The sequence below is a fragment of the Desmonostoc vinosum genome (assembly GCF_059505385.1).
The window spans coordinates 1-20,719 of record NZ_JCACKM010000124.1 but is presented as its reverse complement, the minus strand read 5'-3'; the positions used below and the strand labels follow the sequence as shown (position 1 = coordinate 20,719).

General features: G+C 42.6%; 7 protein-coding genes and 1 pseudogene. 3 read left to right on the top strand and 5 right to left on the bottom strand.

From position 1 onward, the window contains the following. Window positions 1-18: 18 nt before the first annotated feature. On the bottom strand, window positions 19-276 hold the full coding sequence (locus tag AC5JMF_RS19140; protein ID WP_495797309.1) for a hypothetical protein: 258 nt from the start codon (window positions 274-276) through the stop codon (window positions 19-21). Between the two features lie 13 nt (window positions 277-289). On the opposite strand from AC5JMF_RS19140, the gene AC5JMF_RS19135 reads away from it, so the two are divergent. Continuing rightward, on the top strand, window positions 290-12,436 hold the full coding sequence (locus AC5JMF_RS19135) for a beta strand repeat-containing protein (protein ID WP_495797308.1): 12,147 nt from the start codon (window positions 290-292) through the stop codon (window positions 12,434-12,436). A gap of 49 nt (window positions 12,437-12,485) precedes the next feature. Here AC5JMF_RS19135 and AC5JMF_RS19130 read toward each other — a convergent pair whose 3' ends face one another. Then, a complete protein-coding gene (locus AC5JMF_RS19130) occupies window positions 12,486-14,876 on the bottom strand; it encodes a two-partner secretion domain-containing protein (RefSeq protein ID WP_495797307.1) in 2,391 nt (796 codons plus the stop codon). A gap of 214 nt (window positions 14,877-15,090) precedes the next feature. Then, window positions 15,091-15,339: a hypothetical protein gene (locus AC5JMF_RS19125; protein ID WP_495797306.1), complete on the bottom strand. Its 249-nt coding sequence runs from the start codon at window positions 15,337-15,339 to the stop codon at window positions 15,091-15,093. Window positions 15,340-15,843: 504 nt separating this feature from the next. Between AC5JMF_RS19125 and AC5JMF_RS19120 the strand changes: the two genes are divergently transcribed. Beyond that, window positions 15,844-18,429 (top strand): GAF domain-containing protein, encoded by a 2,586-nt coding sequence (locus AC5JMF_RS19120; RefSeq protein ID WP_495797305.1) that lies wholly within the window; start codon window positions 15,844-15,846, stop codon window positions 18,427-18,429. A gap of 254 nt (window positions 18,430-18,683) precedes the next feature. Here AC5JMF_RS19120 and AC5JMF_RS19115 read toward each other — a convergent pair whose 3' ends face one another. Both AC5JMF_RS19115 and AC5JMF_RS19110 read right to left on the bottom strand, forming a co-directional pair. Further along, window positions 18,684-19,118, bottom strand: coding sequence for a nitrogen fixation protein (locus tag AC5JMF_RS19115; RefSeq protein WP_495797304.1), 435 nt, complete (start codon window positions 19,116-19,118; stop codon window positions 18,684-18,686). A 105-nt stretch (window positions 19,119-19,223) separates the two neighbouring features. Next, window positions 19,224-19,478 (bottom strand): hypothetical protein, encoded by a 255-nt coding sequence (locus AC5JMF_RS19110; RefSeq protein WP_495797303.1) that lies wholly within the window; start codon window positions 19,476-19,478, stop codon window positions 19,224-19,226. Between the two features lie 836 nt (window positions 19,479-20,314). On the opposite strand from AC5JMF_RS19110, the pseudogene AC5JMF_RS19105 reads away from it, so the two are divergent. Further along, window positions 20,315-20,557, top strand: a pseudogene (locus tag AC5JMF_RS19105) (helix-turn-helix transcriptional regulator); the annotation flags it as partial. Between the last annotated feature and the right edge of the window lie 162 nt (window positions 20,558-20,719).

Sequence of the window (20,719 nt, the reverse complement as noted above, 5' to 3'; positions counted from 1 at the left end):
CTAGGTGCTTTCCTCAGCTTATCTGCTTTGTATACCAATTAGATAGCTAGGGCCGCCACCACCACCGCCACCACCACCACCGCCACCACCGCCACCACCACCGCCACCACCACCGCCACCACCACCGCCACCACCACCACCGCCACCACCGCCGCCACCGGTACCACCGCAACCACCAAAGGTGAAAGAGCCAGATCTAGAAGAGCCAGATCCAGAACGGGAAGAAGAGGAGGAAGAAACTCCGTGCGAAGCCACACAAACCTTTGATGGCGGCACTGGACAGAATGCCTTGCAAGCCTACAATTGCGCCAATGTTTGGAACATTACAGGATTCAATTCGGGAACGCTAACAACCGGTTCAGGGATCAAGACATTCACTAATGTCGGCACTCTCATCGGAGGAGCGTCCAGCGATATCTTTATCTTCAGTCTTGGGGGTAGCTTAAGCGGCTCTATTGACGGCGGCGGCAGTGCCTTGCTCAATAGCTTAGAAGCGAGTCCGGGAAACAATGACTGGACAATTACTGGTAACAATACTGGAACTGTCACTAAGTTGGCTAGTGGATTTAAAAATATTGCCACTCTCCGAGGCGGATTAGGTGCTGATACCTTCACGCTGGAGGCTGGAGGCAGTTTAGATGGCAGCATCGAGGGTGGAGGAGGAGCTAACCTCAACACCATCAGAGGCAGTAATCAATCTCTGAACTTGACGATCGCTGGTGCTAACAGTGGTAGTGTTACAGGAGTCACTCTCGGCTTTACCAATATCGGTAATTTAGTCGGCAGTAGCAGCAACGACAACTTTACCCTGAATCTTGCGGGCAGCCTCGCAGGCAGCATTGATGGCAGTGGTGGCAACAACACCCTACAAGGTGCAAATATTAATACCACTTGGACAATCAATAGTGCTAATGCAGGTACAATTACTGCAATAGCAGGTGGCTTTAGAAACATTCAGGACTTAGTTGGTGGCACAGCCGACGACCAATTTATCCTAGGAGTCAATGGATCTGCCAATATCACTGGTGGAGGCGGTAACAATACCTTACAAGGGGGTAGTGTCGCAAATACCTGGACAATTACCAGTACCGATACAGGCAATGTTGATAATATTGCCGGGACAACTGAGTTTAGCGACATTGCCAACCTGATTGGTGGCGATAGCGATGACACCTTCATCCTGGAAAACGACAGTCAGATAGCAGGCGAGATCGCTGGTGGAGGTGGTAACAACACCCTACAAGGTGGTGATGTCAATAATACCTGGACAATTATCGACAACAATATAGGTGATATCACCAATAGTGGCGGGACAACTTCGTTTACGGAAATTGCCAACCTCATCGGTGGCGATCAAGCTGATACCTTCACTCTCGAAAACGACAGCCAGATCACAGGCGCGATTGTCGGTGAAGGTGGTAACAATACCCTACAAGGTGGTGATGTCAATAATACCTGGACAATTACGGCTGAAAATGCTGGGAATATCACCAATATTGGCGGCACAACCAACTTTACAGAAATCATCAACCTGATTGGTGGTGATGAAGATGACACCTTCATCCTGGAAAACGACAGTCAGATCGTAGGTGAAATAGCTGGTAAAGAAGGCGACAATACTCTCAAGGGCGGTAATGTCAAGAATACTTGGACAATTACCGATGAAAACACAGGTGATATTGAGAACAATGCTGGCAACACTAACTTTACAGAAATAGCCAACCTGATTGGTGGTAATAACAATGACACCTTTATCCTGGAAGCCGATAACCGCATCACAGGTGAAATTGCAGGTGGCGGCGGTAACGATACCCTAGAAGGCGGTAATGTCAACAATACCTGGACAATTACCGATAACAATGCTGGGGTAGTTGAAAATAGCGCAGGTAGAACAGAATTTAGCCAAATTGCCTATCTCACAGGCAATAATCAAGCTGATATATTCATCTTAGAAGACAATAGCCACATTACAGGGGCGATCGCTGGTGGTGAAGGTGCAAACACTCTCCAAGGTGGTAATGTCGAAAACAATTGGACAATTACGGCTGAAAATGCGGGTAATATCACCAATAGTGAGGGCACAACCAACTTTACAGAAATCGCCAACCTGATTGGTGGTAATGACGATGACACCTTCATCCTGCAAGCAGATAACCAGATCACAGGTGAGATTGCAGGTAGAGCAGGCGACAATACCTTAGAAGGTGGTAACGTCAACAATACCTGGACAATTACCAATGAAAACGCAGGTGAGATTGATAATCTGGGAGGTAGAACCGATTTTAGAGAAATTACCAACCTGATTGGCGGTAATGACAATGACACCTTCATCCTCGAAAACAATAAACACATCACAGGTGAGATTGCAGGTAGAGCAGGCGACAATACCTTAGAAGGTGGTAACGTCAACAATACCTGGACAATTACCGATGAAAATGCCGGGAATATTGCCAATAGTTCCGGGAGAACAGCGTTTACTGAAATTGCTTACCTCACTGGTAGCGATCAAGATGATATCTTCATCCTCGAAGAAGATAGCTACATTACAGGTGCGATCGCTGGTGGATTAGGTGAAAATACTCTAGAAGGTGGTAATGTCGAGAATAACTGGACAATTAACGCCGAAAATGCTGGTACAGTTGACAATGGCAACGGCACAACCGAATTTAGGGAAATCACTAACCTGATTGGCGGTAATAAAGAAGATACCTTTGTCTTTGAGGACAATGGCTTATTGAGCAGTGATGTTACCGTTGATGGTGGACAAGGCGACCCGAAACTAAATACCCTAGAAATCAATGCCGATACAGCACTTAATTGGGCAATCAGCCGTCAAAATGGCGGAGACGTGGAAGGAGAAGACTTATTCCTGGAATTTAGCAATATTGCCAACTTAAAAGGCAGTGCAGGTGACGATGAATTTAAGTTAGAAGATGCCACTGTAGATGGCACAATTGATGGACGTGCCGGAGTTAACATCTTAAGTGGCGGAATTACTGACACTACTAATACTTGGGTTGTTGATGGGATTAACAGTGGCACTTTCACCGCCATTAAAGATGACACAACTTATACCTTTGATTTCAGCAACATTCAAAACCTCAACGGTAGTGATGCTGATGATGTCTTCAAGCTACGCGGTGGTGTGCTGTATGGTTCAGGCTCGATTAATGGTGGCAAAGGTGACGATACTATCGAGCAAGAAGGCAGTGCCGATGATGATGATGATGACTTTACAACTACCTGGAACTTGACTGACGAAGATTCCGGTACAATCTCCGACTCTACCCCAGAAACCTTCACCGTCAATGGTGAAACCGTCACCACAGATTTAGTTCTCAGAGAAGGCTTTACCAACATTGAAAATCTCGTGGGTGGTGATGCCGCAGATGTATTTATTGTCAATGATGATGTCACCTTCACAGGCAATATTGACGCGGGTGATGGTGGCGACACAGTAATTCTCACTGGCACGGGAATAATTATCGGCTCAGTCAGTGGTGGTGATAATGCCGATGAAGTAGTGGATGTCATTGACTTTTCAGAAACCACTAACCCCGTGACTATCGATCTACAAGACATTAACTTCAGCGAATTTGAAGTCGTCATCGGTAATGAGGAAGACAATACTTTAATCGGTGCAGATCAACCCAACACTTGGGAAATTATCGGCGAAGATGAGGTAGTGATCGATAACATTACCTTCATTGGCTTTAATAACTTAGTCGGTGGTGCAGGTGTCGATACCTTTAACTTCACAGCCGCAGATGCTGTAGTGCAGATTGATGAGGAAGTACCACCGGATGCAACTGGTGATGTCTTTAGTTTGACACTAATTACAGGTAACTTACTGGCTAGGTTATTGGCGCGTAATCCTGAAGATGCAGTTGCAATCAGCGATGTCGAAGGCACGGCAATTACAGGTGATGAATCGAGTTTGATCGCAGGTAGCTACGGCAGACTCAATATTAGTGCTGATGGTACTTACGGCTATGCAGTGGAATTGTCCGATCCGGCTGTGGCTAACTTACCTGTAGGTGCTAGCCTGACAGAAACATTTAGCTACACTATTGAGCAAGGCACAACCAGTATTACCACTGAGTTGATCGTTACCATCCAAAACACTGCCAATGGTTTGATCATGACGGATAACGTCAATAGCATCGATATTACAGGTGCAGTAAGTGGTGGCGATGGCGATGATATCTTTAATTTTGCTAACGATGCCCTGATTGCAGCAATAATTGATAGCGATGCTGGTGGGGATATCTTTAACTTCGACGATACTGCTCAGGTAGCTGGTACAGTTGACGGTGGTGATAATCTTGCCGATATACCCGATGTAGTTGACTTCTCCCAAGCTATCGGAACGGTGGTAATTAACTTGGCTAACAACGGGTTTAACAACATTGAAACCTTTGTTGGTAATGGCTCTGAAACTACCTTAATTGCACTTGATACGGTTAACACTTGGACACTGGAGGATACTAATACCGGAAATCTCAGTCAATCTGGCTCTAGTAGTATCGAATTCAGCAATATTGGCAATTTAACGGGTGGTACAAATAATGATACTTTTAACATCAAAGGTACGACTCGGTTAGTTGATGGTCAAAAACAGACAGACTGGGGAGTAACAGGAACGATTGATGGTGGAGAAGGAAAAAACGCGATCGTTATCGGTGTTATCGACACCCCAGGTATTACTTGGGAAATAGAGGGTGGTAATGCCGGAAAAGCTTGGGATGAAATTAATCTGACTGGTACATCACCAGCCATCTTTAGCTCCGATAAAATCAACTTTAACAAACCTCATAATTTGTTTGATGGTCAAACTGTCTTATATGCTAACGATAGCAACAACGATATACCCGGACTAAAACGGGGTGAGTTATATAACGTCAGGAGAATTGACGAGCAGACTATTTCCCTTGTGGATAATCAAGGAAGAACAGTTACTGGGTTATCTTCGCCTGCCAATCTCGAAAAACATTGGTTAACTCAGCAAATTCACCTGAATTTCCAAAATATCGGCGACATCAAAGCTGGCGACCAAAATGATACTTTCTTCCTGCGTCCTGATGGTAGTTTATCGGGAACAATTGATGGTGGTGCTGGTAATAATAGCCTCCAAGGTAGTGATACAGCCAACATTTGGGATATTAACAACAACAATAGTGGACAGATATTCTCCAGCACGGAGTTAATCTTTGATGGTAGTTCTCCCTCCGTCGTGAATACTACCAACAATACTATTTCTTTCGCCTATGCTCATAACTTAATTACAGGCGATCGCGTTCAGTATCTCAACGGCATAGATCGAACAAACGGTAATATTGGCGAATTGGTTAATGGTAATTTCTATCGAGTCATTCGGGTAGATAACTTTACCATTCAACTAACCGATCTCAATAATCTAAATATTTTAATGTTATCAGCCGCAACTTTGGGTGGCAACAACAGGCTAATTAAAGCTACTACCTTCAATAGCGATTTCAGCAATATTGGTTCTCTCTTTGGTGGTGGTGGTAACGATTCATTCAACATCAACATTAATAGTAGAATTGCCAATATCTTCGGTCGCAGTGGCATTAATACCTTAAGACGAAATGCAAAAAGCACTTGGAATCTCACTGGAACAGATAGTGGTTACATCGATCTAGTTGGCGAATTTTCGCAAATCAGTAATCTCATTGGTGCTAATGCTGATGACACTTTTATTGTCAATAACAACGCTCGCCTGACTGGTAGCATTGATGGTGGCTCAGGGAACAATACCTTACAAAGTAATAGTGCCAATTTCGTTAATTGGGTAATTTCTGATCAGAATTATGGCATTTTACACGGTAAGAATGCTTCTGTGCCTCCTATCTTATGGAGTAACATTGATAATCTAATTGGTAGTAACAATGAGGATACTTTCAAGATAGTTAACCAAGGTGTGGTCTCCTCTATTGACGGTAAAGGTGGTAGTAATACCGTACAAGCATCGAATGTACTGAATGAATGGACGGTGAATAATACCAATAGTGGTAGTTTGACCCGGTTTGGCTTGTCTGACAACCCGATCACCAGTAATACAGGGCGTTCGGTTGAGAATAACACCCTATCAACACTTGCTTTTAATCCCAGCTTAAGAACCGGACAAGCCGTAACATATTCCCATAGCGTGCTAATTAATAGCTTCACGGGTTTAAGCAAAGATCAAACCTACTTTGCGATCGTCAAGGATGCCACACATATTCAACTGGCAGCAACAGAGGCTGATGCGCTTGCAGGACAGGCTATTAACATTTCTGATGCACCGCCTGGAACACAAACCTTAACAGACTTTAACACCTTTCCCCCTCGAATCATTGATTTTACCGAGTTATTTGTTACTGAGCCAGTGTTTACTGGCGCGAGACTCCTTTATCGTAATAACGGAGGAGCAGATGCTTTTGGACTGATTGATGGTCAAACCTACTATGGCATCAGCAGATTAGGGGGATCAGATCTAACATTCAAGTTAGCAGCCACTTTCCAAGATGCCCTAAACCGTATAGCAGTAATTAACATCAGCGATTTATCCAGCATTCGGAAACACTATTTCTCTCCTGTCGATGGTTTTTCAGCAACCATTAACTTTACGAATGTGGGCAATATCCAAGGAGGAACACAAAAGGATACCTTTACTCTGGCTCGTGGTACTTTATCAGGTGCAGTTGATGGTAAGGGCGGTAACGATGTTTTAGCAGTCAACTCTAATCCTGCCACCACCTGGACACTCACAGGCGTAGATACAGGAACGGTTACAGGTATCACAGGTGGTTTCAGTAATATTGCCAACCTGAAAGGCGGACTAGTAGTAGATACCTTCATTATCGGTGCTAATGGTCGTCTGTCTAGCGTCAACGGTATTGATGGTGGGGGAGGCTTAAATACTTTACAAATTGCTAATAATAATGGGGCTGCCTATACTTGGGAGATTACTGGGACTGACACAGGGAATTTACAAGGTGCAATTACGGGCTTTACTAATATAGGTAAGCTGATTGGCGGTTTAGGGGCTGATACTTTCATCTTCCAACCAGGAGGCTCACTGACTCCTGGTGGTAGTGTTGACGGCGGTGGCGCACCTAAACTGAATACCCTACAACTTAACTCTGCCTTAGCCCTAAGCTGGTTAATTAACAGTCAGGATGCTGGATTAGTTCAAGGGCAAAACTTCTTACTTCCTTTCAGTAAGATTGCTAACTTGAAGGGTGGTTTTAATACCGATAACTTCTTTATGAACAATGCTGCTGTCTCACCAGGAGGTACTATTGATGGCGGTGCTGGCGTTAACTTCCTCTTTGGTGGCTTTAGCGGTACAACTAATACGTGGATCGTTAATGGTATCAATAGCGGTATTTTTATAGTTCCTCAAACAACCTTTAACTTCAGCAATATTCAGAACCTCAATGGTAGCAATGCTGTTGATGTCTTCAAGCTACGTGGTGGTGTGCTGTATGGTTCAGGTTCAATCGATGGCGGCGACGGTGAAGATACCATTGAACAGGAAGATAATGTAGCTACTACTTGGACGTTGACAGGGGATGGTGCAGGGACAATTTCTGATGCAACGCCTGAAACCTTTACCGTCAATGGTGAGACAGTCACTACTAATGTACTGCTCAAAGATGGTTTCAGAAATGTTGAAAACCTGATCGGTGGTGCAGAAACAGATACCTTTAATGTTAATAATGGTGTTACCTTTACGGGCGATGTTGATGGTGGTGGTGGTAGCGATCGCTTTAATTCCATCGGTACAGGACGAATTACTGGTAGTATTAATGGCGGCAGCGATGGCTCTAGTAGTACAGATGTCCTGGATTTATCTGCCGTCACTGGTGCAGTCACCATTGACTTAAATAATTCCGCCTTCTCTGGGGTAGAACGAATCATTGGTAACGGTGCAAACACAACCATAATTGGCACAAACACCGCTAACACTTGGACAGTGAACGGTGCTAACGGCACAGTTAATGGTGTAACCTTTGCTAATGTGGGTAATTTGCGTGGCGGTAGCGACGTTGATACATTTAATATCCAAGCCACAACAAACCCAATTACGATTGATGCAGGTGCAGGTGATGATCGGATTAATTTAGGTAGTCTTGCACCCAATCTTGGTGGCACAGTTAATAATATTACTGGAGCATTAACTATCAGTGGTGGTGAGGGTAATGACCAGTTAACCATTGATGATAGTGGTGATACCGCCGCCAACACAGGTAATCTCACCGCCACTACGATTACAGGCTTAGGTACAAATGGCATCAGCTACGGCACAGTAGAAACCCTGAATATTAATTTGGGAAGTGGTGCAGATACATTCAATGTTCAAGCCACAAGTGCCAGCACCACGGTGAACGCAGGTGCAGGCAATGATGTGATTACCGTTGGTAGTGCTACACCTGCAACTGTAAATGCGATCGCAGGTGCTTTAACCATCAATGGCGGTGCTGATAGTGACACTGTAACCATTAATGATAGCGGAGATACCACAGCTAATACTGGCACATTAACCGCCACAACTCTCACAGGCTTAGGTACAAATGGCATCAGCTACGGCACAGTCGAAAACCTGAATATTAATTTGGGCAGTGGTGCAGATACATTCACCATTCAAGCAACAAATGCTAGCACTACAACTACAGTCAATACCGGTGCAGGCAACGATGTGATTACTGTAGGTAGTGCTACACCCGCAACTGTAAATGCGATCACAGGTGCATTAACCATCAATGGTGGTGCTGACACTGATACCGTAACTATTAATGACAGTGGCGACACCGCTAACAACAGAGGCACGTTAACCGCCACCGCAATTACTGGCTTGAGTTTCGGTAGTATCACTTACGGCACAGTGGAAACCCTGGATATTAATCTGGGTTCAGGTGCGGATACATTTACCATTCAAGCCACAAGTGCCAGCACAGTCACAACAGTAAATGCAGGTGGTGGTGCAGATACCTTAAATGTAGAGTCTGTCAGCAGTGCAACCACAGTGAATGCAGATACAGGTAATGATGTGATTACTGTAGGTAGTGCTACACCCGCAACTGTAAATGCGATCGCAGGTGCATTAACCATCAATGGTGGTGCTGATACTGATACCGTAACTATTAATGACAGTGGCGACACCACAGCCAACACAGGCACGTTAACCGCCACCGCAATTACTGGCTTGAGTCCCGGTAGTATCACTTACGGCACAGTAGAAAACCTGAATATTAATTTGGGTGCAGGTGCGGATACATTTACCATTCAATTCACAAGTGTCAGCACAGTAACAACAGTAAATGCAGGTGGTGGTGCAGATACCTTAAATGTACAGTCTGTCCGCAGTGCAACCACAGTGAATGCAGATACAGGTAATGATGTGATTAATGTGGGTAGTGCCGGAACAGTCAATGAAATAATAGGTGCTTTAACCATTAATGGTGGCGCTGACGCTGACACCGTAACTATTAATGACAGTGGCGATACCAGAGCCAACACAGGCACGTTAACCGCCATCGCAATTACTGGCTTGAGTCCCACTCTTATCGCTTACGGCACAGTGGAAAACCTGAATATTAATTTGGGTGCAGGTGCGGATACATTTACCATTCAATTCACAAGTGTCAGCACAGTAACAACAGTAAATGCAGGTGGTGGTGCAGATACCTTAAATGTAGAGTCTGTCCGCAGTGCAACCACAGTGAATGCAGATACAGGTAATGATGTGATTACTGTAGGTAGTGCTACACCCGCAACTGTAAATGCGATCGCAGGTGCATTAACCATCAATGGTGGTGCTGATACTGATACCGTAACTATTAATGACAGTGGTGACACCGCTAACAACACAGGCACGTTAACCGCCACCACAATCACTGGTTTAAGTCCCGGCACTATCACCTACGGCACAGCAGAAACTCTCAACATTAATTTGGGTGCAGGTGCTGATACATTTACCATTCAAGCCACCAACAGCAGCACCGCAACAACAGTAAATGCAGGTGGTGGTGAAGATACCTTAAATGTAGAGTCTGTCAGCAGTGCAACCACAGTGAATGCAGATACAGGTAATGATGTGATTACTGTAGGTAGTGCTACACCCGCAACTGTAAATGCGATCGCAGGTGCATTAACCATCAATGGTGGTGCTGATACTGATACCGTAACTATTAATGACAGTGGTGACACCGCTAACAACACAGGCACGTTAACCGCCACCACAATCACTGGTTTAAGTCCCGGCACTATCACCTACGGCACAGCAGAAACTCTCAACATTAATTTGGGTGCAGGTGCTGATACATTTACCATTCAAGCCACCAACAGCAGCACCGCAACAACAGTAAATGCAGGTGGTGGTGAAGATACCTTAAATGTAGAGTCTGTCAGCAGTGCAACCACAGTGAATGCAGATACAGGTAATGATGTGATTACTGTAGGTAGTGCTACACCCGCAACTGTAAATGCGATCGCAGGTGCATTAACCATCAATGGTGGTGCTGATACTGATACCGTAACTATTAATGACAGTGGTGACACCGCTAACAACACAGGCACGTTAACCGCCACCACAATCACTGGTTTAAGTCCCGGCACTATCACCTACGGCACAGCAGAAACTCTCAACATTAATTTGGGTTCAGGTGCGGATACATTCAATGTTCAAGCCACAAGTGCTGCTACCACAACTCTCAACATTAATTTGGGTTCAGGTGCGGATACATTCAATGTTCAAGCCACAAGTGCTGCTACCAGAGTGGGTGGAGGTGTGGGTGATGATACTCTGAATGTTGGTAGTCCCGAACCGACAATAACAGTCAATGCAATAGCAGCTGCTTTAACCATCGATGGTGCTGCTGGTAGTGACACCATAAACATCTATGACATTGGCGACACCACAGCCAACACAGGCACATTAACTGCCACCACAATTACTGGTTTAAGTCCCGCTACTATCACCTACGACAGAGCAGAAACTCTCAACATTAATCTGGGTGCGGGTGCAGATACATTTACAGCCACGGGAACAAGTGCTATTACCACAGTGAATGCACGTGCGGGTAATGATGTCATTTTTGTTGGTAGTCCCGCACTGACAACAACAATCAATGCAATAGCAGCTGCTTTAACCATCAATGGTGGTGCTAATAGTGACACCATAAACGTCACTGACCTTGGCGACACCACAGCCAACACAGGCACATTAACTGCCACCACAATTACTGGCTTGAGTCCCGGTAGCATCACTTACGGCGGTGCGGAAACCCTGTATATTAATTTGGGTTCAGGTGCGGATACATTTACAGTCACGGGAACAAGTGCTATTACCGGAGTGGGTGGAGGTGAGGGTGATGATACTCTGAATGTTGGTAGTCCCGAACTAACAACAGTCAATGCAATAGCAGCTGCTTTAACCATCGATGGTACTGTTGGTAATGACACCATAAACATCAATGACATTGGCGACACCACAGCCAACACAGGCACATTAACTGCTACCACAATTACTGGTTTAAGTCCCGGTAGTATCACTTACGACAGAACAGAAACTCTCAACATTAATCTGGGTGCGGGTGCAGATACCTTCACTGTCAGCAGTACCAGGGCTGCAACCACGATTAATGCAGGTAACGGTAATGATACTCTGAATGTAGAAGCTATTAGTAATGCCACAACCCTGAATGCAGGTGCAGGTAATGATGTCATTAATGTTGGTAGTGCCGGAACGACAACAGTCAATGGAATAGCAGCTGCTTTAACCATTAATGGTGGTTCGAGTAGTGATATCGATACCCTCGGAATTAATGATAGCAGTGATACCACAGCCAATACAGGCACGTTAACTGAGACTGCGGTGACAGGATTAGGTATGACAGGCGGTATCACTTATCAAGTAATTGACAATTTAAACATCAGATTAGGTAGAGGTAACAACAACTTTACTATTTTCAGTACATTTCCTAGTACTACAACCTCTGTTTTTGGTAATGTGGGGGCAGAGACATTTAATGTGCGCTCTATCCGCAGCACCACTAACATATTTGCTGGAGGCGGCAACGATATCTTCAATGTCGGCTCTCTTGCACCAAACTCTGGGGGTACAGTTAACAGCATTTTAGCCTTACTCAATCTCAATGGCGAAGCTGGTTTTGATATCTTCAACCTAAATGATAGTAGTGATGGCGCGCCTAACTCCGGCACAATGACAGCCAACACTATCACAGGCATAGGTATGAGTAATGGCATCAACTACACATTCTTAGAAGCCATCAATATTTTCCTGGGTTCCGGTAGCGATATTTTTAGGATCAACAGCAAAGCACCAGGTAGTAATATTTTTGTTGATGGTGGGCCCGCAATTGACTTTATCGTTGATTTGACCCTCTCAGCTACTATCGTCAACCCATGAAGTTTTTCATCAGCCCATACATAAACTGCATAAAGGTGACCTCATATCTCTACTCAGCAACGCGCACATTACAATTGTTTGACTTTTGCCACAAACCATGAACTGTGTCACCAGGCACATTAGCAGTGAGAACTACCTCACCTTTGGCATTAACTACCCATCCCGTAGCTTCAACAATAGTTTCTGGACTGGATTGAATAGAAACTCTACCCACACTTTGATTGGAGTAAGTTTTACTAACGGTGTCGAGAGTTATCCAGTCTGCCAGAACAGCATCAGATTTGAGGGGTTCTGTGGGATTGGCAGGTACACCACCGCGACCAGTAATAATAAAACTGCTGGGATTTCGACCTGCAACTGCTTGGCATCCTTGGGCTAACTTTGGTTGTGTCGTTTGAGTTGGGACGTTGATTACTCTTTGGTTCGGGTCGATATCGGGGGTAATGATTTCAACTTTGCCATCTAACCCAAACTCAGAACTGGCGGTAATGTCACTAAAATTGCTCGGTTTTTCTCGATATTGTGTACCTATGAGCCGAAAAGCATTGATATCAATGTTGCCACCTTTACCTGTGAAAGCGTTCGCGCTAATATCGCTATTTTCACCAGGAACAGCAACAATGAAGCCATTAGGAATATTGATAGTTATGTTGCCGCCATTCCCGTTTTTTCCGGCAGTCCCTGCGGTAGTCGATATCTGACTATTACGGCGTAACGATAACAAGTTTTGTAATTGCAGTTGAATATCGCCACCATTGCCTGATGTGGTTGTAGCAAGTAATTTTGCTTGATTATCTAAACGGATCTCATTTGCTGTAATGTACAAATTACCTGCATTAGCATTTCCTAAAGCACTCACAGTTACTTGAGCTTGATCATCTACAATTAACTGTCCTGTGGTAATAAATAAAGAACCAGCATTACCATTACCTCGACTGCGGACAAACAAACCACTGGTATCCCTACCACCTGATGCTGTTCCGCTCAGTTTCACAAACTCAGAAGCATATACGCTCAAAGTACCTCCGTTACCCTGGCTGTCATCAAGAGTACCTGCTGTTACTTGTGCTTCGTTTTCGATTATCAACTGCCTTGTATCAATGATTAGAGAACCAGCATTTCCACTACCTCCAGTCTGAGCAAACAAACCACTAGACCTGCCTGTGAGTTCTGAAATTCCGTTGAGTAATATAAAATCTGAGGCTACCACTTTTAAAGTTCCACCTATGCCTTCGCTTTCCTTGCCAGTGGCAGCAGAGATATTTCCCCCATTCTCAACAATTAATCGTCCTGTTTGAATTGTTAAGTTGCCTGCTGCGCCTTTACCAAAAGCGTCAGCAAACAAAGCACTGGGGTTGCCAGATTTATCAGTTCCAATCACACGCACAGAGTCAGCAACTCTCACATCTAAATTTCCTCCAGTCCCGATATCTGTAGTAGAAGTTGATAATTGTGAGCCATCTTTGATGGTTAACTGTTCTGCTTGAATAAAGATTCCTCTACCATTTTGCTCTCCTGTAGTTTCTGCAAAAACTAGAGAACCATCTGCGAATGTTATGTGTTTTCCCTGTAGCTGAATATAACCACCGCCAGAGCCATTGGCATCGATACCAAAAGTGTTATTGAGCGATATGTCTGCCAATTCTACATTCTTAGGAAAACTCAGAGGCTGGGTTTTACTATCAAGGTTTATTCCGATTGTTCCTTGTCCCAGGATTCCTCCCAAAGCAATCTGACCACTCTCTGCTTGTAGATATCCATACCCTTCGCTATTATCTAGGTTGAGATTACCACCCACCAACGCCAAGGTTTTACCAGGGTTGACTCCCAAAAATCCCTGTACATCAATTTTTCCCGCAGTTCGACCAAATTGCAGCCCAATTGGCACATTCACTGATAGCAAAGGTGTCGTTCGGGGAGCAGTTGCACTAAAGGTGGCATCAGTAAACTTGATGGCGCTAGCTGTACTAGATAAAAATGAACCATTCAACTCTAGTGTGGCTCCAGACCCAAAAAAAACTCCGCGAGGATTAATTAAAAATAAATTAGCATCAGAACCAGAGACTTGAATTCTACCAAGAATTTCAGAGCGATCGCTACCTGTAACTCTTACGAAAAGATTCTGAATATTACCATCAGGAGAAAAACGAGCCGTCCGTCCTTCGCTAACATTAAATTCTAGGAAACTGTGGAACAAATTGTTGCCACGAGTTGCCCCACCCGTTAACAGTTCAGTCGAATCATCAGGATTATTTGGTTCGACGCGAGAACTTTCATCTCCTAGTGTGTTATCAGGAATAATTTTACTCTGGGCAAAAGCATAATTTGTCAGCGGTGAGGCAACAGGAAATAAGCCTAAGCCAATGGTTAACGCCCCAGTAATTCCTAAAGCATTTATTAAACTCAGTTGCCAAGAGCAATGTTTGCTGCTTTGAGTCATGAGTTCCCTATTGAATTTAAAACTCTTCTACTGGCACTACACGAATAAAAAATGCAACAAATTTTCTTGCGGGGTGGGCATCTTACCCGCCACAGACAAGCTAGATGCCCATCCTACAAGAAAAGAGGTAATGCACTATTTTAAATCGGTTGCATCACTACACTAAAATTCATCCTATCAAGCAAAATTGAAAGTAGATTGAAATATGCCTCAATTACTGCTTAGGCTTTTGTTGGGCTTTTTTGGAAAAAAGCTTTTGTAGTTGTTGTACTACTTTATTTAGTACACCAAGATCTGGTGCAATTGAAGCCTTGTCATGGCCTGAACGGGGTTTGAGGATTGGTGGCCTCTTCGGAGCATCTTCAGACATGAAGTAGATAGGTACTAAGGCATACTTGTCAAAAGATGCGATCGCCATCTCATTTTTCATCAAAAGATGCGCTAGTTCTAATATAAAAGTCATATCTCAACTTCCCTCTTCCACAAAACAGCAATTAAGCCAAATGCTTGGATTTGTCAGTTGCTGCCAACTCACAAACCCATAGTAGGATGCCAAGACTACGGAGCCTGTCTTGAGCCAAATTTTTGTCTTTCGATTATATCTACAGCTACTTTCTGAGTTTTATGCAACTACGAACAATTTGTTACATAAGTTGATAATCTAGTAGAGTGTTGCTTGAGTGTTTGCTCCAATTTGCAATTCCAATAGGTAATGTTTTAAATTTTACTAACATTATACTTTTGAGTCAGTATATTGTTAACTGAGCCGAGTATTTGGGAACTATTCATACAGTTAATACATACACTATCTCCACAAGCATTGCTAGTCAAGAGGATGACGCTAGCTGAACAAGCGATTAAACTGTGGATAATGTCAAACGATTGTTGCTTTTAGCAACATAAATATATAGGTTTTAATGGTATTGTTAAAGATTGCTAAAATTTTATTTTGGTATAAATACTAACTATGTCAGTGCATCAAGGCAGTTGTGAGGAGTCCGCCGATTTAATTATTGGAGTTCGCAACCAAGAAAATCGCGACTTACAACCAAGTTCCCCTCCCGTGGTTACTCTTGCCACAAGACAAGGAACTATTTCGTCATTTCTAGCTCCCTTAACTCAAGATACCTTTAAGCAAGTCGTTAAGGACGTCGAGCAGAAATTGCAGATTGTTCATCAAACTCTGTCGATGCTAGATTCCCAGGGTTTTGAAAACATTCTGCAAGAAATGTTACATTCAATCACTCTCAAAACAGGGGAATTACTAGGAGCAGACCGGACAACAATATTTTTATTAGATGAAGGAAAAAAAGAACTGTGGTCAATTGTAGCTGAGGGAGAAGGCGATCGCTCCTTAGAAATTCGCATTCCTGCCGATAAAGGCATTGCTGGTGAAGTTGCCACTCTCAAGCAAGTTATTAATATTCCTTATGATTTTTATAATGACCCGCGATCGTTTTTTGCTCAAGAACAAGAAAAAAGAACTGGCTATCGTACTTACACAATGTTGGCTTTGCCCTTATTAAATGAACATGGGCAATTAGTTGCAGTTGTCCAACTATTAAATAAATTAAAATGTATTAATAATCCTCATACTCCACTGGGAGAACGCGTTGATACTAAAGGTTTTACCAGTGTTGATGAAGAATTATTCCAAGAATTTGCTCCATCAATTCGCTTAATATTAGAATCATCACGCTCCTTTTATGTAGCCACCCAAAAACAAAGAGCAGTAGCAGCATTGATGAAAGCGATTAAGTCACTTTCTCAAAGTAGTTTAGATTTAGAAGATACCCTCAAACGGGTGATGGATGAAGCCAAAGAATTGATGAACGCCGATCGTAGTACATTATGGTTAATAGACCGCGATCGCCATGAATTGTGGACGAAAATTACTCAAGACAATGGCTTGACAAAAGAGTTACGAGTCCACATCGGTAAAGGCTTTGCGGGGATAGTAGCGGTTTCTGGCAAGACATTAAATATTCCCTTTGATTTATACAATCATCCTGACTCAGATACAGCCAAACAAATTGACCAACAAAATGGTTATCGCACCTGTAGTTTATTATGTATGCCAGTTTTTAATGCCGATCAAGAATTGATTGGTGTTACCCAATTAGTAAATAAAAAGAAATCAGGAGATTTTTTAGCTTATAATCCTGCTCATTGGCCAAAAGCTCCTGAATGCTTCCAAGCTAGCTTTGACCGCAATGATGAAGAATTTATGGAAGCTTTTAATATTCAAGCGGGAGTTGCATTACAAAATGCTCAATTGTTTGCCAAAGTCAAGCAGCAAGAACAAATGCAGCGAGACATTCTGCGAAGTCTTTCCAATGGTGTGATTTCCACTGATAAAACAGGAGCAATTATTGCTGCTAACGAAAGTGCTAAACGCTTGCTAGGATTAGAACCAGAAGACCGTTTAGAAGGTAAATTAGTTTGTGATGCGATCGCCATTAAAGAAAGCGACTTTAGCAAGTGGTGTCAAGATGCTTTACATGCAACCGACTTCAAAAGTCGCCAGCAGTATTACCCAGATCGCACCCTCATATCAGGTGGTACAGAACAACATAGTATTAATTTATCGATTAACACAATAGCTGATGCTAGCGATCAACAACAAGTGTGTGGGGCACTAGTTGTGATGGAAGATATTAGCGATGAGAAGCGCCTTAAAAGTACAATGTATCGCTACATGACTCAAGAATTAGCGGAAGAATTGCTCAAATTGGACGATGCTAAATTAGGAGGCGATCGCAAAGAAGTTTCGATATTATTTTCCGATATTCGTGGCTATACCACTTTGACAGAAAACCTAGAAGCAGAAGAAGTGGTAAGTATGCTCAACGAATATTTTGAATCAATGGTAGAGGCAGTTTTTAAACATAAAGGCACTCTTGATAAATATATTGGTGATGCCATTATGGCTGTATTTGGTTCTCCTTTGCCTTTAGAAGAACACGCTTGGATGGCTGTGCAAACATCACTAGAAATGCGCGATCGCTTGCACGAATTTAATCAACGTCGCCACGCAGCTAACAAACCAAAAATCAGCATAGGCATTGGCATCAATTCCGATACAGTCATTAGCGGTAACATTGGCTCTAGTAAACGTATGGAATTTACTGCGATTGGCGATGGCGTCAACCTTGGTTCTCGACTAGAAAGTGTCAGCAAACAGTATGGTTGTGACATTATTATTAGCGATAAAACTTACAAACCCTGTCAAAACGAGGTCTGGGCTAGAGAACTAGATTATATTCGCGTCAAAGGCAGAAATGAGCCAGTTGCCATATACCAATTAATTAGCTTACGTTCCGATCCAATTAGTAGCCAAAAATTACAATTGATTGAACACTATCACGAAGGACGTAAGTATTATCTCAATCGCCAATTTAGATTTGCCAGAGCTGAATTTGCCAAAGTTTTAGCGGTCGATAGCAATGATTTAGCCGCTATGTTACATCTGCAACGTTGTCAGTATTGGTTACAATCACCACCAACAGAATCAGATTGGGATCAAGGCGTCTGGACATTTAAAGAAAAATAATATAGATACTCACTATGGCGCGTATCTAGTTCATTAATATTCCATAAAGATTTTTTTAACTAGTTCTGTGGGTTTAAGTCCCCCGGTTCTATAATCGGCAAGTTTTGTGTTGGGGTTAAATCCCCATTACAAAACTTAATTACGAATTACGCGCTTCGTAGCGTAAAGCCTGCGGCATAGCTTCGCTTAGAGCGAGTCTTCTCCCAAGGGGAGACGCCAAAGGCGAACGAGCGTCATTACGAATTACGAATTATTTAACCTTGAGGTTTTGCTGCCTCAACCATGAGTTCCGACGGACTGTAATTATCAGTAATTACTTGCGGACACCGCATACAAGCCGCCTTTCCTTCCTGTTGCCACCAACGACAATCTCGACGTATGGAACAGGGTGGTAGTCCTTCTGCAACCGTAGGCAGTTTTTCGACGATTTGCATCGCTAAACGACAATCTTTACCATCAAAATGCTGGCAACCTTTAGCCGCGCAGGGTGCTGCTGTCCGAAAGATTTCAGCTGGTGTAACTGGACTAGCTTTTGCTATGAGTTCATCTGTAACAGGTAATGGCTGTCTGAGATAAGCTACATGGGGTTCTGTTACTGTCCCACTGATTAAACCAAAGACAACACTATCTGGCATTTCAGGTCTAGCGCTGGGGCAAAGCGTAGTCTTATTAGCATCAATGTTTTCCATTGATAAAACCTCAAAATAAAAGTATTTTTAAACTTGAAAGCTTGTCATTAACAGTTATCAGTTACCAATACATCTGATAACTAATAACTGTTCACTGATTTAAGCTTATAGCGTTTCTAATGGTAAAGGAGCAATTAACCCAACTATAATTGGTGGGCAAATTGGTTTAATACCAAGGACTATTGGTGGTTTAACAATTTTACTAACTGTTGTTAAGCCACCAGCAATATTTGTAGTTTCTGCATCAGATAAACTCAGCAAATCATCTTCTGAATGTAAAGCTGAGTTGCGTCTTGCTAATGCATTTTCTACTGCTTGGTCAAGCAAGTCTGAAATTTCGATTTTTTGTCTTCCTTCCATGTGTATGTCCTTCCATCAGTTGGGAAATTATTTAGTTTCGATACCTTTGAGCTAAGAATAATTAGAGATTTGGTTGAGCTACATTCTCGCCTAACAAATAGTTGAAGTGTTAGGCTGATTACTTGAACTCAATCAAACTTGTTACTATTAGCGTTGATTGAAGCATTACTAAACTAGTCAATACGCCAAAATATGTTTATAAATAAAAAATCAACTAGTATGAATGATACATACCTAAATATTTTATTTAATCGCATTTATAAATAGCGTTAGTGCTTGATTTAGTATTAACATTGTAGACACAAGTAAAATGATTTAGTTAAAATCCAAAAATTTAGATTGAAGATAAGTAAACCAATTATGTCTCTAAATTTTTATAAACTTTGCATAAAACTTATCTGCTACTGTTGAGAATGACAGTTTTTTTAGGGTGAATATTGTTTAGCATCGATTTTAGGCAGTAAAAACCTGATCCACGCTTTTTATTAAAAAGTAGGATATTCCTCACAAGAGGGTGAGGTTTAGTGCTTTAAATAAATTTTGATAAAAATTAAATTATTTATGTCCCACATTTTGCAGAGCATACGGAACTTGCTTAGCTAAGTCTAGCCCCAAGAAATAACAATGAAAAGCGCTATCTGATGAAATAATTAGAAAAAATTAAGATTTTTCATTTATTTGGTAACTCCGAGATCTGGAACACATACTCAATTTCTTTAACAAAATACATTAAGAATATTAAAACTGAGAGCAAAATTTTTGTTATTAATTTTCGGTTTAGTGTTTTTTTGGTGCTAAAATCTACGACTGTAGATGAGATACAAAGTGCTGTAGCTGTGAAACAAAATCTCAAACCAAGGATTGCTTTGCTTCGTGAAAAAGCAGGGCTTACCCAGCTTGAACTTTCACGTCTTGTTGGCGTGACTGAAAGCACTATCCAAAACTGGGAAAGTGGCAGAACTGGGACAGATCATATTGAGAGAGTTATTCGGTTTTGCAAAGCTTTAAATTGTCAAGTAGAAGATTTAATTGAGTACGTAAATGAATCACCACAAGAACTTGTAGCACCACCAAATTCTTGAAGTGATATCCAACAAATATTGGATATTGATGAATCTTCTTTAACAGCTACCTATGAGAATAATTCGTAATGACGCTCGAGGACTCGCTAACGCTACGCTAACGTAGTTCGTAATGACGCGACGCTCCTGTGTCGCTCTAAGCGAAGCTATGCCGTAGGC